The following is a 15,633-nucleotide window of genomic DNA, read 5'->3' as shown; positions in this document are numbered from 1 at the left end:
CCGAGCGTATGAACCAGATCCAGATCACCAACGCGGTGTGCGAGCTGCTGTGCGACCTGGGCACCCAGCTGGTGCTGGTCGACGACGTGCACCTGGAGGACCGCCGTCGGCAGGTCCTCAGCCTTACTGCCGAAGGGCGTGCCCTGCTCTCGCGCTGTGCGGACGCCGCCCAGGGCCTGGACGCCGAGCTGACCGCGGACCTGGATGCCACTCAGCGCGATGCGCTGGTGCATGCCCTGAACCTTCTGGGTCGGCGGTACCTCCCGCACTGAGGCGTAGCGGCATGTCGGGTTCGGGGTGGTGGTGTGACTGAGCGCTTCACTTGGCGAGTTACGCGTTGACCGGGCTGACCACGCCGACCAACTCGCCATCACCATCGACGCCGCACGCACGACTCGCCGAGTCGGCCGCTCGTCCGCCGACTGAAGCGCTCAGTCACCCGAATCCGGCGACACGGGGCCGCCGGAGGGTGGTTCTACAGCTCGACGTCCATCCAGGCGATGTCGTTCAGCTCGACGTCGAGGCCGCGGGCACGGCGTCCGCCGTCCTTGAAGTACTCGTCCCGCAGGGCCTCGGCGAGGATCGCTTCCTGCCGGGCCTGGGTGGCTCCGGCGTCGCGGGCCTCGTACAGCCGCCGCGCCACGTCGCCGGGCATCTTCTGGGTGATCATCCGGGGGCGGGGGTCGTCGGTGGAGCCGCCGGCCGCGCTGAACCCGAAGGTCGCCTGCATGTGGAGCATGAAGCCGCGCTGCTCGGCCTGGCGACGCACCCGCTGCTTCACCCGCGGCTGCCAGGCCGCCCGTACCGCCCGCTCGACCTTCGCCGCGTTGGCCCGGGTCATGGGGATGTCGCCGGTCATCCGGCCCTCGGCCAGGGCGGTCAGGGCGCGGGCCCAGCGCTGCGCGGTGCGCACCGAGACGCCGACGGCCTGGGCGAGCTTGGCGGTGTCCTCCTTGGCGACCTTCTCCCACAGGAACTTGACCCTGGTGTTCAGGTGCACCGGGATGGGGCGGGTGCGCTCGGAACGCTCCAGACCCTCGTCGATCTCCCGGCTCATGGGGCATCAGATCCTTCCTGCCGTCCCGGCCGGGACGGCGTCGAATGGTGCGGGTGGGCGGCTCGCCGATCGGTGCCGGCGGGGCGCACGGGGAGCAGCTACTCGTCGGCGGACACCAGGCCGCCGGTCTTGATGTGCCGGGCCGGGTTGGCCTCGTCCGCGATCAGCTCCAGCACCTCCGCCATCGGCCGGGAACCCTCGAACTTCACCAGGCCGGGGCTGACGCCGAGGCGCAGCGAGGTGCTGAGGGTGCCGTCCGACTTGGTGAGGACGTCCAGGGCGCCGGGCCCGGGGGAGGCGAACACCGCGCAGTCGGACAGCACCGCGATGGCCCGCAGGCCGGTGTCGGCGGCCATCTTGCGGAGCTTGCGGTGCATGTTGACGGTAGCGGTGTCGATGACCAGGGCACGCATCAGCGGGTCCCAGGTCGGCCGGTCCAGCGCGGCCCAGCGCTCGCCGTGCCGGTAGCCGTGCCCGCGCGGGCGCTCACGGAACTTGCCGATGGTGCCCTTGGCGGTCTGCTTGATCGCGGTGAGCACCGCCAGCTCCGCCGGGTCGCCGGTCGCCTTGACGGCGGCCATGGCGTCGAGGAAGGCGAACGGGTCGCGGTCGGCCAGGTCCAGCGGGACGCCGAGCTCTGCCATCGTGTCCAGGTACGCCTGGCGCAGCCGCTTGTGCCACGGGTCCAGGTAGGGGCCGTGCTCGGGCCGCAGGTAGGCCTCGGTGGGCTGGACCCGGGCGCCGAGCTCCACCGCGTAGGCCAGTTTCACCGTGGAGTACCAGGCCGGGCCCGTCGGCCGGGAGCCGTCGGCGGTGAACGGCGACGGGAGCAGTGGGTCCGTCTCGACGTGGGAGAGGTCGACCAGCCAGGAGCCGGGCACCTTCGGGTCGAAGGCCGGCGCGGTCTCCCGGACCGGCGGGCCCAGCGGCAGCGTCAGGCGGCCGGCTGCGGCGAGGAAGGCCATGTTGATGTCCAGGCCCACCGCCCAGGCGGCGGCCTTCTCGGCGTCGGTCAGGTCGCGGTGCCAGTCCCACGCCTCGGTGACCAGCTCGCCGCCCGGCTCCCGGTCCTGGGCGAGCGGGTGGATCTCCGGGACCTCCGGCGGCGCCGGGTCGAAGCCCGTGGCCGGCCGGGAGCCCTCCACCGGCCCGGACATCCAGCCGGCCTCGGTGCGTACCGCGCGGGTCGGCGGGCGCAGCGCGGTGACCAGCTCCAGGCCGGAGACGGCGGTGGAGCCGCGGGGGGTCAGCACGCGGGTGGCGTAGGTGCCGAGCAGGCGGGCGAGGTCGGCGGCGCCGAGGCCGTCGGGGATCTGCCAGCCGCCGGTGGCCAGCGCGCCCCAGGCGGGGATGCACAGCTGGACGCACTGGCGCTTGCCGTCCTCGGGGGTGCGGTAGACCCGCGCCCACGGGCCGAGGCCGCGCTGGGTCAGCAGCCAGCCGGCCTTCTCGATCTGCTTGACGGCCTTGTGAGTCTTCGGCAGCTGGCCGAGGCGCTGGACGTACTCCTTCTTCTCGTCCCGGCCCATCGGCGGCAGGCCGAGCTCCGCGAGCGCGGCGTCGGTGATGACGACCAGGGCGTCGCCGTCCTTGCCGTGCCGGTGCAACCTGGGCGAGCCCAGCTTCACCTCCAGCGCCCACTCCACGACATCGGCGAGGGTCCGCCCGGCCGGGGCGGACGGTGCGAGGGCGCCGTCGGCCAGGTGGGCCACCAGCGCCTTCCCGGACGGGGCGACGTCCAGCACCGCGAGCGGACCGGCCGGGAACCTGGCAGTTGCGGCCAGCTCCCAGTCGGCCGGACCGGCCTCGGCGGCCGACTTCCTCACCACCGCCTTCCGCGCCCGCGACGCCGCGCCGGCGGCAGGGCGGGACGACGCGCCGCGCCGGGCCGCAGCCGGTGCAACGGCGGGGGCGGTCTGACGGGGCGCAGCGACCGAAGCGACCGAGGCAGCCGACTCGGCCGGGGCCTGAGGGGCGGGCTGCTCCGCGACCGGGACGGCGGCCGCCGGCTGCCCGGCCGGGGCGGGCGCGCACCAGCCGCCCATGTGCACCGGGCGCCCGCCCGAGCGGTAAGGCGTCGGCCGCCCGCACCGCACGCACGGCTGAGGCGGCCCGGCGACCAGGTCCCCGGCCGGGGTGCGGTCCAGCTCCAGCACCACGTCGCCGGGCGTGGTGGGTGCCTGCGCCTGAGTCGGGGCGGAGGCCGAGAGCGGCGCGCCGATCGCAGCGGTTGAAGCAGGCGGCTGTTCCGGGGCCGCGGGCGCGGGGCTGAGCTGGGCGGCGATGCCCTCCAGCAGACGCGCGTACGCGGTGCGGGCCTCGCCCTGCGGGTCACGCCGACCCGATTCGTAGGCAGTGAAGGTGCTGGTGCTGATACCGAGGGCCTTCGCGGTCTCCGCCTTGGTCAGCCCGTACTCGGTGCGCAGCCTCTCGCGTTCGGCCGAGTCGGGCAGCGGCACGGCGCGGCGCGGGCCGGCACCGAGCAACGCGTCGATCGCGTCCGGAGTGCCGGTCACCTCGCCTCCTCGAGGGCAGACGCGTTCTTGGGGGCGGAGTCCAGGAACTCGCGCAGCGCCGATCCGGTCAGCACCCGGGCCGGATTGCGGCCGGCCGGCAGCGGCAGGTGTCCCAGGAGGGCCCACTCGAACCGAGCCGCTGGCACCAGCTCGAACACGTACTTGCCGCCCTCGGCCTCGTCGCGCGACGCGCTGCGGATCTCGAAAGCCCCGACGCACAGCTGGCCTTCGACGAACGCCAGCAGGAAGTCCCCGTGGTCGGCGACCGTCTGGTCGCCGAACCGCCACCAGCGCGAAGCCCCCTCGATCACCGTCTTACCGTCTCTCAGCGACTGCCGGACATCCACCGCCAGCATGAACCCCTCCACCAAACATCCATCGCAAACAACTGCAACGTAGTGGCTTCAAAAGTTTTCATCAAGTGATAAAACTCTCCATCGCCTGATAACATATCGCTTTCCGGCGCAGCGACCCGGCCGAAGCCCGCCAGCCGACCGCACAGAGCCCCACCCCATCCCCGCAGCCCCGCTCCTACGAAGCCGTTCGGGTCCGGCCGGTTTCCCGGAACAGACCCCGAACAGCAGCGGCTCCAACATGCTCACCCGATTGGCGGCAGACGCCGGGTAACCGGGGCCTCACACAGGGTCAAGCAGAGGGCCAGGGTGGGCAGTGCGACGCCGACCGTCGCCTCGGCGTGCGAGCAGGTCATCGTCGGGCACCCGCAGCGGTCCGCCTGGCAGGACCGGGTCGAGCTCCGGCAGCGCGGTTTGGTCCTGCGGTTCGACTACGGACCCGTGACCGGCGCCGACGGCCCGCGACGAGGAACGCAGCCTGATCCATCTCTGGACCACCCGGGGCTGAACCGCCGACCAGGCGCCAGCCCGCTGCACCGCACGAGGCCTGACACCGGTGCCAACCTGCCGCGATGAGGCGTAGGTTGATGCCCTGTCAGATCGGTGCGGAGGGGATCGTCGGTGGCGAGGGATCTGCGGGCAATGTTCGGCTCGAACGAGCAGGTGGGCACGGGCGAGGCGTTCACCAACCGCGAGGCGCAATGGGAAGCCGTCTCCTCCGTGCTCACCGAGCACCTCGCCCAGATCGCAGATCCGGGCTTCGACGTCCAGGACCTTGAGGCCCCCAGGCACAACGTGCTGATCATCCACGGGGTCGGCGGAATCGGAAAATCCACGCTCTCGCGCAAGCTGGAGGCCGCGCTCACCGACGCGGGCCGGCGCCCCGCGCATTGGGGCGCGCCCGTGTGGCCTGAGAGCCCTCGTCTCCTGCCGGTGCGCATCGACCTGGCCCGCGCCGCTGGCACCGACTTCGAGCAGCTCGTACTCACCCTGCGCCTGGCGCTCGCCCGGCGCGTCGGCCGCGGCCTACCCGCCTTCGACATCGCGTTGCGCCGCTACTGGGACGCCACGCATCCGGGCGAGCCGCTGGAGGAGTACCTGCGCCGTCGCGGGCTGGCGGCCATGGCGGGCGAGGCCTTGCCCGGCCAGATCAAGGGCGCCGTCGGCGAGGCCGCCCAGCAGCTCGCGCTGCCCGGTGTCGTCGGCTCCGCCGCGGGACAGGTCGCCGCCGCCCTGGTCACCGCCCTGCGCCAGCGGCACGAGAAGGCCCGTGCGCTCGCCGGCTGCGCGCGCCTTGCGGACCTGCTGGAGGCCGAGCCCGACCTGGAGACGTTGTCGTTCTACCCGCACCTGCTGGCATGGGAGCTCGCCCGCCTGCCCGTGAAGAAGGCGGTGGTGCCGGTGGTGCTGCTGGACGGCTTCGAGGACGTCGGCGACCGCACCCACCGCGACCTGGAACGCCTGGTCCAGCGCGTCGTCTGGCTTATGCCGAACGCGGTCTTCGTCATCACCGGCCGCAGCCGCCTGCAGTGGGCCGACCCGGCTCTGCAGGGCCAGCTCGACTACACGGGGCCCACTGCCTGGCCCGACCTCGCCCCCGCCTCCACCCCGCTCGTGCCCGCCGCCCGCACCCCGGCCCCAGCCGTCGGCCGCCGACAGCTTCTGATCGGCGACTTCTCGGCGGAGGACTGTGAGGACTACCTCGCCCACCGCCTCACCACCACCGACGACCACCCCCTCATCCCTGCGGACATCCGCGCCGTCATCGCCCGCCGCTCCCATGGCCTGCCGCTCTACCTCGACCTCGCCGCACTGCGCTTCCTGGAGATCCGCCGCAGCCGCGTCCCGACCGCTGACGACTTCGAGGCCGACTTCAGCGCTCTGATCGCCCGCACCCTCCAGGACCTCACCGGCGACGAGCGGCACGTGCTGCGCGCCGCCGCCCTGCTCGACGCCTTCGACATCCCGCTCGCCACCGCCGCGGCCGGCATGAGCCACGACGCACCCGCCCTGCGCCTGGTCGAACGACCCCTGGTCCACGAAGACCCGGCGGCGCTGTGGCCGTACCGCCTCCACGCCCTGGTCCGCTCCACCCTGCGCGGCGCCGACGACCGCACCGACGACCGCTGGTCCGAACAGGACTGGCAGCGGGCCGCCGACCGCGCCCACACCGCCCTCGGTGACCAGTGGACCACCGCCGCCACGGGCGACCGCGCGCTGCTGATCGGCGGCCTGCGCCAGGGGCTGCGCCTGGCCCGCGACCACCGCCTCGACCTCGGCTGGCTCGCCGACGCCGCCTGGTCCTACGTCTCCGACTCGATCTGGGAACCACTCGCCCCGCCCGCCCCCGCCAACGTGCCCGGGCAGGCCACCACGATCGGGCACGGCGACGACATCGCGTTGGACACCCCGGCCGACGCCCTGGTGGAGACCCTCAGCGCGCTCGCCGCCCGCCAGCGCGAGCACCGCACCCGCACCGCCGACCGCCTCACCCGCGTCATCGACAGCCACCTGCTGCCCGAGGACCTGACCGACATGGCCCTCTACTACCGGGCTAAAGCCCACCGCGACCTCGGCCGCACCGGCGCGTCCCGCCAGGGCATGCAGCAGGTCGCCGCCGGCACCACCCGCCTCGCCCCCGCGGCCCGCCGAGGCCTGGCCCACCTCGCCCGCCTCGACGGCGACTTCCCCACCGCCCACGCCGCCGCCCAGACCCTCGGCTGGGCCGGACGCCAGAACCGCGTCCTCGGCGACCTCGCCTGGATCCACGCCCACATGGACCAGGCCGCCGCCAACTACGAGGCCGCCCGCACCGACGCCGAACGGCACGCCGTCGCCGGAGAGAGGGCCACCGCCCAGGCCCAGCTCGCCTTCGTCCGCGCGTTCACCGCCCCCGAGACGGCCGACGACGACCTCGACCTCGCCGCCCAGCTCCTGGCCGGCCTCGACCTGCGCGCCACCACCCTCACCACCCGCATCGCCGCCCTCGTCCTCGCGGCCGGCGCCGGCGGCGAGGAGTTCCTCGACCGCGCGAACGTCCTCGGCTTGGAGGTCGATGCCTCCGGTGTAAGGGCCGCCCGCACCACCCTCGCCCTCGCCCGCTGCTTCCACCACGCCGTCCTAGACGACGCCGGCTTGGACACCGCGATCCGCGACCTCGACCAGCTCACCCGCAGCCACGACTACGCCTACTACACCGACATCGCCCACTTCATGGCCGGCCGCCCCCTCCACTTCCCCTCCCCCGCACGCTGGCTCGACGGCCCCGAAGCCGTGCGCTCCCGCTGGCGCGCCCTCGTCACCACGCGGCAGGACCGCCTGCGCACCGCACGCTGAAGCGGCGTGGGGCCTACTGCTTGCCGCCCAGGCGGCGCAACGCCTGCAGAACCGCCGTCTGCCCGGCCACCAGGGTCTCCAGCACTCGGCCCTGCTTCGCCTGCCCCTCAGCTGTCCGCCGCCCAGCCTGACCCGCGCCGGACAACCCGTTGACCTGCGCGAACACGATCGGCCGGGACGAACTTGCCGGCCGATCCGGTCGCAGTAGCCGCTCACACCCGTCCCGGCCCGGCTGCGCCGGGACGGTCAGCCGACCGCGCGCAGCCTGGAGCGGCCAGCCTTGGGCGGGGCGGCCTGGTAGTCGGGGATGAGGATGGGGGGGACGCCTTCGCGGGCGGCGCGGGCCATGGCGGCCTGCATCTCGAGTTCGGAGCTGTAGCCGGCGATGGCGGGGTGGAGGCGGTAGCGGTAGCCCTTGCGCAGGACGAGGCCGCGCTCGACGAGGAGGGTCATCCCGCGGCTGACCACGGAGGGGAGGATCTGGAGTTCTTCGGCGATGTCCTGCTGGGTGAGGGGGACGACACCACCGGGGTTCTGCCGCTCGACCATGACGGACAGGACGTTCGTCGCGGTGGGGGTGAGTTCGAGGCGCCGCAGCATCCCGAACAGGTCGGTGACCATCAGCATGCTGTCGACTCCTTGTCCCCGTTCTGGACGGCTGCCAGCCCGATGATGTCAGGGAATCCGTTCTCGAGGGCGAGTGCCCGGAGTTCGGCGAGAAACGTCTGCTGCTCGTCCCCGTTGCCTTTGTACGCGATGAGGGGGTTGAGCTGCCAGACTCCCCGGCCGACGCTGCGGATGTAGTTGCGTGCGGCGAGGTGTTTGAGGGCGGGGCTGACGCTGGAGCGGCTGGTGCCGATCTCGTCGGCGATCTCGCGCTGGATGGCGTGGCAGACGCCTCGTTCGGCCCGGCCGACGATGTTCGACAGCACGGCGCACTGGAGCTTGGTCATCTCGCCGGACATGAGCGCCTGCGGGAGGACGTAGCGGGCGAAGTAGCGGCTGAGGAGGGCGTAGCCGTCGGAGCCGAGGACTTCGTGGGGGGCGCGGCGGTAGAACTTGGTGCGGGCTTCGTAGACGCCGTTCGGGAGGTGGCCGGCGTAGCCGCGGACGATCTCGGCGGCGAGGTCGCGCTGGTGCTGGGGGCCGGCGGGCTGGAGTCTCGGCTGGCGGGTCCGCCCGGGTGCCTGCCTGCGGGTGCTGTCGCGCTCTGCCTGTGCCAAGACCGTGATCCTTTGCTCGTGTCGGCAGCAGGCTACACGTCCTTCGCAATGGTGCGAAGCATTCTGCGCGCGAGTGCGAAACACGTGTCGTGGGCGTGGTCGGGACTCTCGGCGGCCGGTTCGTCTGGCCAGGTCCGGCGATCACGCGGGAGGTCCCGGGTGTCGGCGCACACCAACCCCAATGTTTCGCAGCATTGCGAAACATTGGGCCCGAATGTCGGCGTTCCGTGACACAGAAACGACCCAAGTGTCGGCGCAGCTAGACCTTTGATTTTCCAAGTTCGCAGGTCAGAGGCGGGATCGGCCAGCTGTCCTCTTACATAAAAAAGGCCCGCCACCGCTCCTACCGCAGGCTGCCGGCGAGGCATGGTTCCGGCGCGCCACGCCTCGCCTCGCCTCGCCTCGCTGAAGAAGCTTCCCTCCCACCCACGCGGGCAGTCCCCCGCCCACATGTGGTGCGCTCCCGCCAGGCCGTTGAACAGCAACCGACGCATGGTCACCCCTGGCATGCCCTCGCCGTATGCAGCCCGAAGCGGAGGACACTTGCAGGTGGCGACTTCAGCACCACACGACTTCCAAATCCGTCGCCTCGGCCACCCCCACACGGCCGCGGCGCTGGACACCATGCGGTCCGCCACCAATCGCACGGGTCTGGCCCCGCAAGGTGTCGGCGGTAGGTCCGTGGCTCGGGAACCATCTTCTGCGCTTCCACACCCACCCCGGATGTCCCCCGCGCAGATGGCGGAGCCCGGAAGAGCACAGACGCAGCCGATGATGCAGGCAGCACGGCCTGTTCCTGGTCATGGGGCTCGACCAGGACCACGCGGCCGCCCAAGCCCGTGCTCGGGGAAGGCCCACCTGAGCCCATGCAGCGTCCCGACCTACCGGACGTGCTGCCGTCCTGACGCGCGCGGCGCGCCCGGTAGGGGTTCCGGGCGATGAAGCCGGCGGTTCGCAACGGAGACGGGCCGAGCCGACCGTCCGGCGAACGTGAGTCGTAGCGTGGAGGGAGCGGGTCCACGCAACGGGTCGACGCCCATGCCCGAAAGGGGGTTCCTGCGATGAAGACCGCCGCCACCGGCCCCGGTCACCTCGCCCTGGACCACCCCTTCCGTCGGGGGGGGGGGGGGGGAGGCCACCGTCGCGCTGTTCCTCGGCGGCATCGACGCCGCCGTCGCCCTGAGCCTTTGACCTCCGCTCCCCGCCCCGTGGCCCGAGGCTGCGAGAGGCGGGGATTGCCCGCCCGATTCGCCCGGCACCGGTACCGGCGCCCGACCGTCCCGGCCGGCGGATGGAAGAGCATTTCGCCCCGGGGGCCGTGTTGGAGGCATCCCCATCATGTCCGTACAGCTGAACCACACCATCGTCTTCGCCCGTGACCGCCAGGAGTCCGCCGAGTTCCTGGCCGGCCTGCTGGGTCTCGAACTCGGCGAGCCCTGGGGCCCGTTCCTACCGCTGGTGCTCGCGAACGGGGTCACACTGGACTTCGCCACCGGGCCCGATCAGTTCACCCCGCAGCACTACGCGTTCCTGATCTCGGAGCGGGAGTTCGACGAGCTCTTCGCCCGCCTGCAGGAGGGCGGCATCAGCTACTGGGCCGACCCGAGGTTCGCGCGGCCCAGCGAGATCAACCACAACGACGGTGGCCGCGGCGTCTACTTCCGGGATCCGTCCGGGCACGGCATGGAGGCCATCACCGTTCCGTACGGCGGCTTCTGACGCGTCGGCACGCCGACCGTTCGGGCGAAGGGTTCCGTCCGGGCCGTCGGCGTCCCGGTGGACGAGGTCGGAACTTCCTGTGGGGCCTCGGCGATCCGAGGACGCCGGCGGCGGTTCTGCGCCGACGCGGCGGCTTGGGCCGTCTCGTCCGCAACACAGCGACGCACCGTCCGAAGTGGCGCCGTATCACCCGCACGTCCGGCACCGCAGCCGGTACGCCACCAACGCCGCCATGTTTGACCAGGTCGACGAGCGCAATCGCTGAACCATATGCCCCTTTGTGGCGTCTTCTGCCCCAGTACCCATCCTGATCAAGGAGATCCCCCACCGTGAAGGTCCACCCCGTTACCGCCCTGTTCCCGATGCTCAGCCCCGACGAACTCCTCGACCTCGCCCAGGACATCGAGAGCAACGGCTTGACCGAGCCCGTCATCCTGGACGCCGACGGCGTCCTCCTGGACGGCCGCGGGCGACTCGCCGCCTGCGAATTGGCCGACGTCGAACCCCGCTTCACCACCTATCAGGGCGACGATCCGGTCTGCCTGATCGTGTCCGCCAACCGCCACCACCCGAACACCACCGCGAGCCAGCACGCCATGATCGCCGCGATGGCACGCTCACTCTCCCCGGGCTCACTCCCGTCCGACACCGCCCGCCACGGCATCAACGTCACCCGGCTGTCCATCGCCACCACCGTGCTCGAACACGCCCCCGACCTCGCCGAACAGGTCCGCACCGGCACCCTCGCCCTCAACGCCGCCTACACCGCCGTCCGCAGACGCAAGGCCGACGCCAAGGCCCTCCTCGCCCAGCACGCACGACTGCGCCGGGACGCCCCCGACCTCGCCGAGCAGGTCATCGCCGGCCACCTCGCCCTCACCGACGCCACCGTGGCCCTCGACGCCCGACAGGAGGAGGAACACCTGCGCCGGCGCGTCGAGGAGATCGACGCCATCCGGCTCGCCGACGGCGACACCACGCCGGCCTTCGCCCGGACCGCCGAAGCGGGCGATGTCGACTGGCGCGACGCCCATCAGAGAGCCGAGCAGTACCTCGCCCAGCGCCACGACGCCATCCGCCACGTCCAGCACAGCCTGGCCGGCATCGCGGAACTCTGGAGCGCCGTCCAGGACCTCGCCCACCACCCCCGGAGCCCCTACGCCCGGGAGATCCTCAAGGGCCTCACCGGCCCGGCGCGCACCCTCGCCAACCGCCTCATCGCTCTCGAGACCGGTTGCGCGACAGGCGCGGCCTAACCCGCACCCCGCCGCCGCTACGGCTGAGACAGCGGTCCGGAAGTCTTCTGCGGCGGCGGCGAAACAACCCGCCGCCGCTGTCTGTGCACACTCCAACGCGCTCCGCCGGCACCCCGGGCGCTACACCCCGTAGACGACGGTGATGCGGTCGCCGGTGTCGGAGGCCGGGTCGGTGCGGGCGGTGGAGTCGTCGGCCTCGGGATTCCTCGAACTCGAGCGCGGCCGCACGCACGGGCCGGTCGTCGACTGACGCGAGCCGGCTGCCTCGTCCGCCTCCGCCTCTCCGGGGCGGCGGCCGTCACGACCGGCATCGACGGCCGGGGAAGCTGTCCGATTAGGGTATATATGCGGCGGTATATCAGCGAATATGTCTTTCCATCAGATTTCGCCGGATGTCGGTGTGATATGCACGATACGAACTTGTGTCTCCCGGGTCGATCTGCCTAGCGTTCAGGCTGTTCGCACCTGCGGACCCTGCCGCCGGGACGCCGAGTCCTGTCCACCGGTCGGCCGGACGTCGAGCAGTGCACCGGGCAGGAGCGGGGGAACCAGGTAGTTCGCCGCGCCCTGCTCGGCCCGTTCGCGGGCGAGACGGGTGTGGCTAGGGGTGAAGCCGCCGCGTGCGGCCGGGCTACCTCACGGCCCGAACCCGACAGCTCACCTCGCAGGCGTCGCAGAGGGACGCCCCATGCTGACTTCAGGTACCGGCCGGCATCGCCGTGCGCGCCGGAGACACACCCCGCGTCTGGCCGCCACCGCCGGGATCGCCGGCGCCGGCCTTATGCTGCCGCTGCTGAGCGCGAGCGGAGCCTCCGCCGCGCCCGGCTACACCCACGCGAGCCACGCCGGGTGGCAGGAGCACCACCAGCACCGGCACCAGAGCGACTCCGATGGCCAGCACCGCCACCAAGCCGGCCCGCCCTCCACTCCGACCTCCACTCCGACCTCGCCCGAAGCCTCGCAGGCCGCGCCGTCGCCGTCCGCCCCGGCCTCCCCCGCCCCGGAATCCGCGACCGCGCGCCCCGGTGGCGAGTCCCAGGGCTCCCACTCGGCGCGGCCCTCCGCTCCGGCTCCGACCCCGGCGTCCCACACGTCCGCGCCGTCGTCCCCGTCCGCCCCGGCCACGCACGCCCCCGCCCCCGCGGCCACACCCACCACCCCGGCCGCGCAGACCGGTTCGAGCTCGGACGCCGTGCGGCAGGTCCTCAATCTGATCAACCAGGCGCGGGCCGCCCAGGGTCTGCCCGCCTACACCATCACGTCGGGGCTGACCAGCAGCGCCGAGGCCCACGATCAGACGATGGCCGACGGCTGTGGTATGTCCCACCAGTGCCCGGGCGAGGCCGAGTTGGGGGCGCGGGAGACGGCCGCGGGCGTCCAGTGGAACGCCGCCGGGGAGAACATAGGCTACGGCAACGGGGTCTCCACCTCGGCCCAGGACATCGCCGCCATGGCGGTGAGCCTGACCCAGGACATGCTGAACGAGACGCCGCCGAACGACGGCCACCGCAAGAACATCCTCAGCAGCGAGTTCACCCACATCGGCATCGCCGTCCACCGGGATGCCAGTGGAACCGTCTGGCTCACCCAGGACTTCTCCAACTGACCCGTCCGTCAAGGACGTGAGCCGAGGCCGGCCCGACCCCGTTTCGGGCGGGTCGGCCGCCTCCGTCCCGCGGGCACCCGGCCCGTGGGACGGAGGCGGCCGGAGGATCGGCCGGCGGACACCGTCCAAGCCGCTGACCCCGGACGTGACCGCCTGGTCCGATGGCGGCGGCAAGGTCACCGCGGCCCGCCGCCCGCTGCACGGCACCGACCCGGTCGCCCGCTGGATGCCCGGCGTCCTTGCCAAGCCCGAACCACTGGGCATGGCACGGGAGTCGGCAGTCATCAGCGGCGAGGAAGGCATCCTGTTCACCATGGGCGGATGCTCGGTCGGCGCGCTCACCTACGACATCGCCGATGGTCGCATCCAGAACCTCCGCTTCCAGGTCAACCCTGACAAGCTCACCGGCCTCGTCTGACCGCACGGGAGGCCGGTACCTGGCACGACAGCGGGCCGTACCGATGTCTCAGAACGAGCTGAGCTGTGGGTCCTGCGCTCGGCGATCTCGGCGTTCGGCGAGGGTCCGGCTGCTGGTGGCGGCCGCGGTGCGGGCGGCAGCCCCGTCCTAGGACCGGGCTGCCACGTGATCAACGTCGTGCTGCTCCCGGCCGACGGTCATGGTCTTGCCGTGCCGGTGGCGGCCAGCGATTCTGGGCCGATGCCAGGGCAGCAGCGTGCCGAACCCCGCGCCCGAACCCGGCCGGGACCTCTCCGATCAATGATCTTGTGGCAGATCGAGGCGATGGCGTTACTGGCCGGTAATTTGGCTGATCACCACCTCCCCTGAGGGTCCGTCAGATCGCTACGCTCCGGCAATCGATCGGTTCGAGCACAGATGGAGCGCGTGATGGAACGACCCACCCCCAGCCGTGGACGCCGGACGGCGAGTGCCGTCCTCGCGGCGACGCTCGCCCTCGGCGGGGCCGCCGTCGCACAGCCCGCCGTCGCACAGCCCGCCGTCGCGGACTCGCCGCTCGCGGCCGCGGTGGGTGTCGGGTCGTTCCGCCTGGCCGACGTCCCGATGAAGGACGGCGTCGTCCTCAAGGCCGACGTGTTCACCCCGGCCCCCGGGACGCCGGGAGCCGATCCGCAGGGGCGCTACCCGTTGGTGGTGCAGCCGGCCAGCTGGGGGCAGAACGACCTGGAGTACGTCGCCCAGGGCCGTGCGCTCGCCGCCGACGGGTACGTCGTCGTCACCTACACGGTGCGGGGTTTCTGGGGCTCCGGCGGGAAGGTCGATGTCGCCGGGCCCAAGGACGTCGCGGACATCTCCACGGTGATCGACTGGGCGCTCGCGCACACCCCGGCCGACCCGGACCGGGTCGGCATGGTGGGGCTCTCGCTGGGCGGCGGGCTGACCCTGCTCGGCGCCGCCTTCGATCCGCGGATCAAGGCCGTCGCCTCGCTCAGCGGCTGGGCCGACCTCACCGACTCGCTCTACAGCGGGCAGACCCGGCATCTGCAGGCCGCGGCCGTGCTCGCCGGCATCCAGGCCCCGACCGGCCGCAAGAGCCCCGAGTTCGCACGGGTGCTTGACGACCTCTTCGCCGACCGTGACCTGCCCGAGGTCATCGGCTGGGCGGACACCCGCTCCCCGGCTCGCTACCTGGACCGGATCAACGCGAACGGCACCGCCGTGCTGATGGCCAACGCCTGGGGCGACAGCTTCTTCAACCCCAGCCAGGTCACCGACTTCTACCAGCGGCTGACCGTGCCCAAGCGCCTCGAACTGCGCCCGGGCGACCACGCGAGCCAGGAATTCACAGGACTGCTCGGACTGGACAACGCCACCTGGAACAGCGCGCGCTCGTGGCTCGACCAGTACGTCAAGGGAGCCCCGGCCCCGGACACCCGACCGCAGCCGGTCCACCTGGAGGTCCGGCCCTCCGGCGCGCCCGAGAGCCACGCCGACTGGCGGTCCGTCAGCTCCCGCACCGAGCACCTCACGGTCGGCGCCGAGACCCTCGCTGCCGACACCTCCGGCGACCCGGCCTCCGCGAACTGGCGGACCACCGTGCTCGGCGGCATCCCCTCCGGTGCGAGCGGCGGCGTCGCCCTGCTGTCCGGGATGGTCGACCAGGCGGTGCACCAGCCGCCGACCGTGGTCGTCCCCCTGTTGGCCCGTTCGGCCGCCGTCGTCCGGCAGTCGAGGCCCTACCCGCAGGGCCTGTCGCTGCGCGGCGTCGCCCGGGTGCACACGACGGTCACCGCGACGGCCCCGCAGGGCACGGTCGTCGCCTACCTCTACGACGTGGACGCGCTCGGCGTCGGCCGGCTGATCTCGCACGCGCCGCAGAGCTGGTCCGGGCGGACGCCCGAGCAGCCGTTCCCACTGGACGTCCCGCTCTTCGCCACGGCCTACGACCTGCCGGCGGGCCACCGCCTGGCGCTGGTGCTGGGCACCCGCGACGCCCTGTACGGCGGGCAGACTCCGCTCGGCTCCCGGGTGACCTTCGGCTCGACCACGGCCGACCCGGCCGATCTGGCGCTGCCGGTGCGCTGATCGTCCGGCCGCTGCCGGGAACCCCCGAGAGCGTGCGGGCCCAGGAGACTCCTGGGCCCGTGGG

At 72.5% G+C, this 15,633-nt stretch carries 11 protein-coding genes, 1 pseudogene and 1 riboswitch; of the genes and pseudogenes, 7 read left to right on the top strand and 5 right to left on the bottom strand.

Annotation, left to right across the window (positions count from 1 at the left end):
* A pseudogene (locus ACH4E7_RS31090) lies at positions 1 to 272 on the top strand (ATP/GTP-binding protein); the annotation flags it as partial.
* Positions 273 to 475: 203 nt separating this feature from the next.
* Here the strand turns inward: ACH4E7_RS31090 and tpg are convergent.
* From tpg to ACH4E7_RS31075, 3 genes are all read right to left on the bottom strand, one after another.
* Positions 476 to 1,057 (bottom strand): telomere-protecting terminal protein Tpg, encoded by a 582-nt coding sequence (tpg, locus tag ACH4E7_RS31085; RefSeq protein WP_396252492.1) that lies wholly within the window; start codon positions 1,055 to 1,057, stop codon positions 476 to 478.
* 98 nt (positions 1,058 to 1,155) lie between these two features.
* A complete protein-coding gene (gene tap, locus ACH4E7_RS31080; protein ID WP_396252491.1) occupies positions 1,156 to 3,573 on the bottom strand; it encodes a telomere-associated protein Tap in 2,418 nt (805 codons plus the stop codon).
* A complete protein-coding gene (locus ACH4E7_RS31075; RefSeq protein WP_396252490.1) occupies positions 3,570 to 3,929 on the bottom strand; it encodes a hypothetical protein in 360 nt (119 codons plus the stop codon). Before ACH4E7_RS31075 ends, tap begins: the two co-directional genes overlap by 4 nt.
* A gap of 639 nt (positions 3,930 to 4,568) precedes the next feature.
* Here ACH4E7_RS31075 and ACH4E7_RS31070 point away from each other — a divergent pair.
* Positions 4,569 to 7,262, top strand: coding sequence for an ATP/GTP-binding protein (locus ACH4E7_RS31070; RefSeq protein WP_396252489.1), 2,694 nt, complete (start codon positions 4,569 to 4,571; stop codon positions 7,260 to 7,262).
* A gap of 246 nt (positions 7,263 to 7,508) precedes the next feature.
* On the opposite strand, the gene ACH4E7_RS31065 is transcribed toward ACH4E7_RS31070, so the two are convergent.
* Both ACH4E7_RS31065 and ACH4E7_RS31060 read right to left on the bottom strand, forming a co-directional pair.
* The gene (locus ACH4E7_RS31065; protein WP_355677131.1) at positions 7,509 to 7,889 is read right to left on the bottom strand and encodes a helix-turn-helix domain-containing protein; all 381 of its coding nucleotides are present in this window, start codon (positions 7,887 to 7,889) and stop codon (positions 7,509 to 7,511) included.
* Entirely contained in the window at positions 7,883 to 8,485 is a 603-nt protein-coding gene (locus tag ACH4E7_RS31060; protein ID WP_396252488.1) for a replication/maintenance protein RepL, read from the bottom strand. Before ACH4E7_RS31060 ends, ACH4E7_RS31065 begins: the two co-directional genes overlap by 7 nt.
* A 1,338-nt stretch (positions 8,486 to 9,823) precedes the next feature.
* On the opposite strand from ACH4E7_RS31060, the gene ACH4E7_RS31055 reads away from it, so the two are divergent.
* The 5 genes from ACH4E7_RS31055 to ACH4E7_RS31035 all read left to right on the top strand — a co-directional run bounded on the left by ACH4E7_RS31055 (position 9,824) and on the right by ACH4E7_RS31035 (position 15,569).
* On the top strand, positions 9,824 to 10,204 hold the full coding sequence (locus tag ACH4E7_RS31055) for a VOC family protein (protein ID WP_396252487.1): 381 nt from the start codon (positions 9,824 to 9,826) through the stop codon (positions 10,202 to 10,204).
* Between the two features lie 329 nt (positions 10,205 to 10,533).
* On the top strand, positions 10,534 to 11,460 hold the full coding sequence (locus tag ACH4E7_RS31050; protein ID WP_396252486.1) for a hypothetical protein: 927 nt from the start codon (positions 10,534 to 10,536) through the stop codon (positions 11,458 to 11,460).
* 517 nt (positions 11,461 to 11,977) lie between these two features.
* A riboswitch (cyclic di-AMP (ydaO/yuaA leader) is annotated at positions 11,978 to 12,146 on the top strand.
* Between the two features lie 2 nt (positions 12,147 to 12,148).
* Positions 12,149 to 13,066, top strand: coding sequence for a CAP domain-containing protein (locus ACH4E7_RS31045; protein WP_396252485.1), 918 nt, complete (start codon positions 12,149 to 12,151; stop codon positions 13,064 to 13,066).
* A gap of 145 nt (positions 13,067 to 13,211) precedes the next feature.
* The gene (locus ACH4E7_RS31040) at positions 13,212 to 13,484 is read left to right on the top strand and encodes a hypothetical protein (RefSeq protein ID WP_396252484.1); all 273 of its coding nucleotides are present in this window, start codon (positions 13,212 to 13,214) and stop codon (positions 13,482 to 13,484) included.
* Between the two features lie 429 nt (positions 13,485 to 13,913).
* Complete coding sequence (locus tag ACH4E7_RS31035) at positions 13,914 to 15,569, top strand: CocE/NonD family hydrolase (RefSeq protein ID WP_396252483.1); 1,656 nt, start codon at positions 13,914 to 13,916, stop codon at positions 15,567 to 15,569.
* Positions 15,570 to 15,633: the final 64 nt, after the last annotated feature.

The sequence above is a fragment of the Kitasatospora sp. NPDC018058 genome (assembly GCF_044327205.1).
Taxonomy (GTDB): Bacteria; Actinomycetota; Actinomycetes; order Streptomycetales; family Streptomycetaceae; genus Kitasatospora.
Note: the sequence above shows the minus strand (reverse complement) of the source record. Positions and strands in the feature narration are given on the sequence as shown.

What these genes read in the sequence shown, in the direction of transcription:
- tpg (WP_396252492.1), bottom strand. Translation starts at nt 1,057, where the DNA reads ATGAGCCGGGAGATCGACGAGGGTCTGGAGCGTTCCGAGCGCACCCGC.
- ACH4E7_RS31075 (WP_396252490.1), bottom strand. Translation starts at nt 3,929, where the DNA reads ATGCTGGCGGTGGATGTCCGGCAGTCGCTGAGAGACGGTAAGACGGTG.
- ACH4E7_RS31070 (WP_396252489.1), top strand. Translation starts at nt 4,569, where the DNA reads ATGTTCGGCTCGAACGAGCAGGTGGGCACGGGCGAGGCGTTCACCAAC.
- ACH4E7_RS31065 (WP_355677131.1), bottom strand. Translation starts at nt 7,889, where the DNA reads ATGCTGATGGTCACCGACCTGTTCGGGATGCTGCGGCGCCTCGAACTC.
- ACH4E7_RS31055 (WP_396252487.1), top strand. Translation starts at nt 9,824, where the DNA reads ATGTCCGTACAGCTGAACCACACCATCGTCTTCGCCCGTGACCGCCAG.
- ACH4E7_RS31045 (WP_396252485.1), top strand. Translation starts at nt 12,149, where the DNA reads ATGCTGACTTCAGGTACCGGCCGGCATCGCCGTGCGCGCCGGAGACAC.
- ACH4E7_RS31035 (WP_396252483.1), top strand. Translation starts at nt 13,914, where the DNA reads ATGGAACGACCCACCCCCAGCCGTGGACGCCGGACGGCGAGTGCCGTC.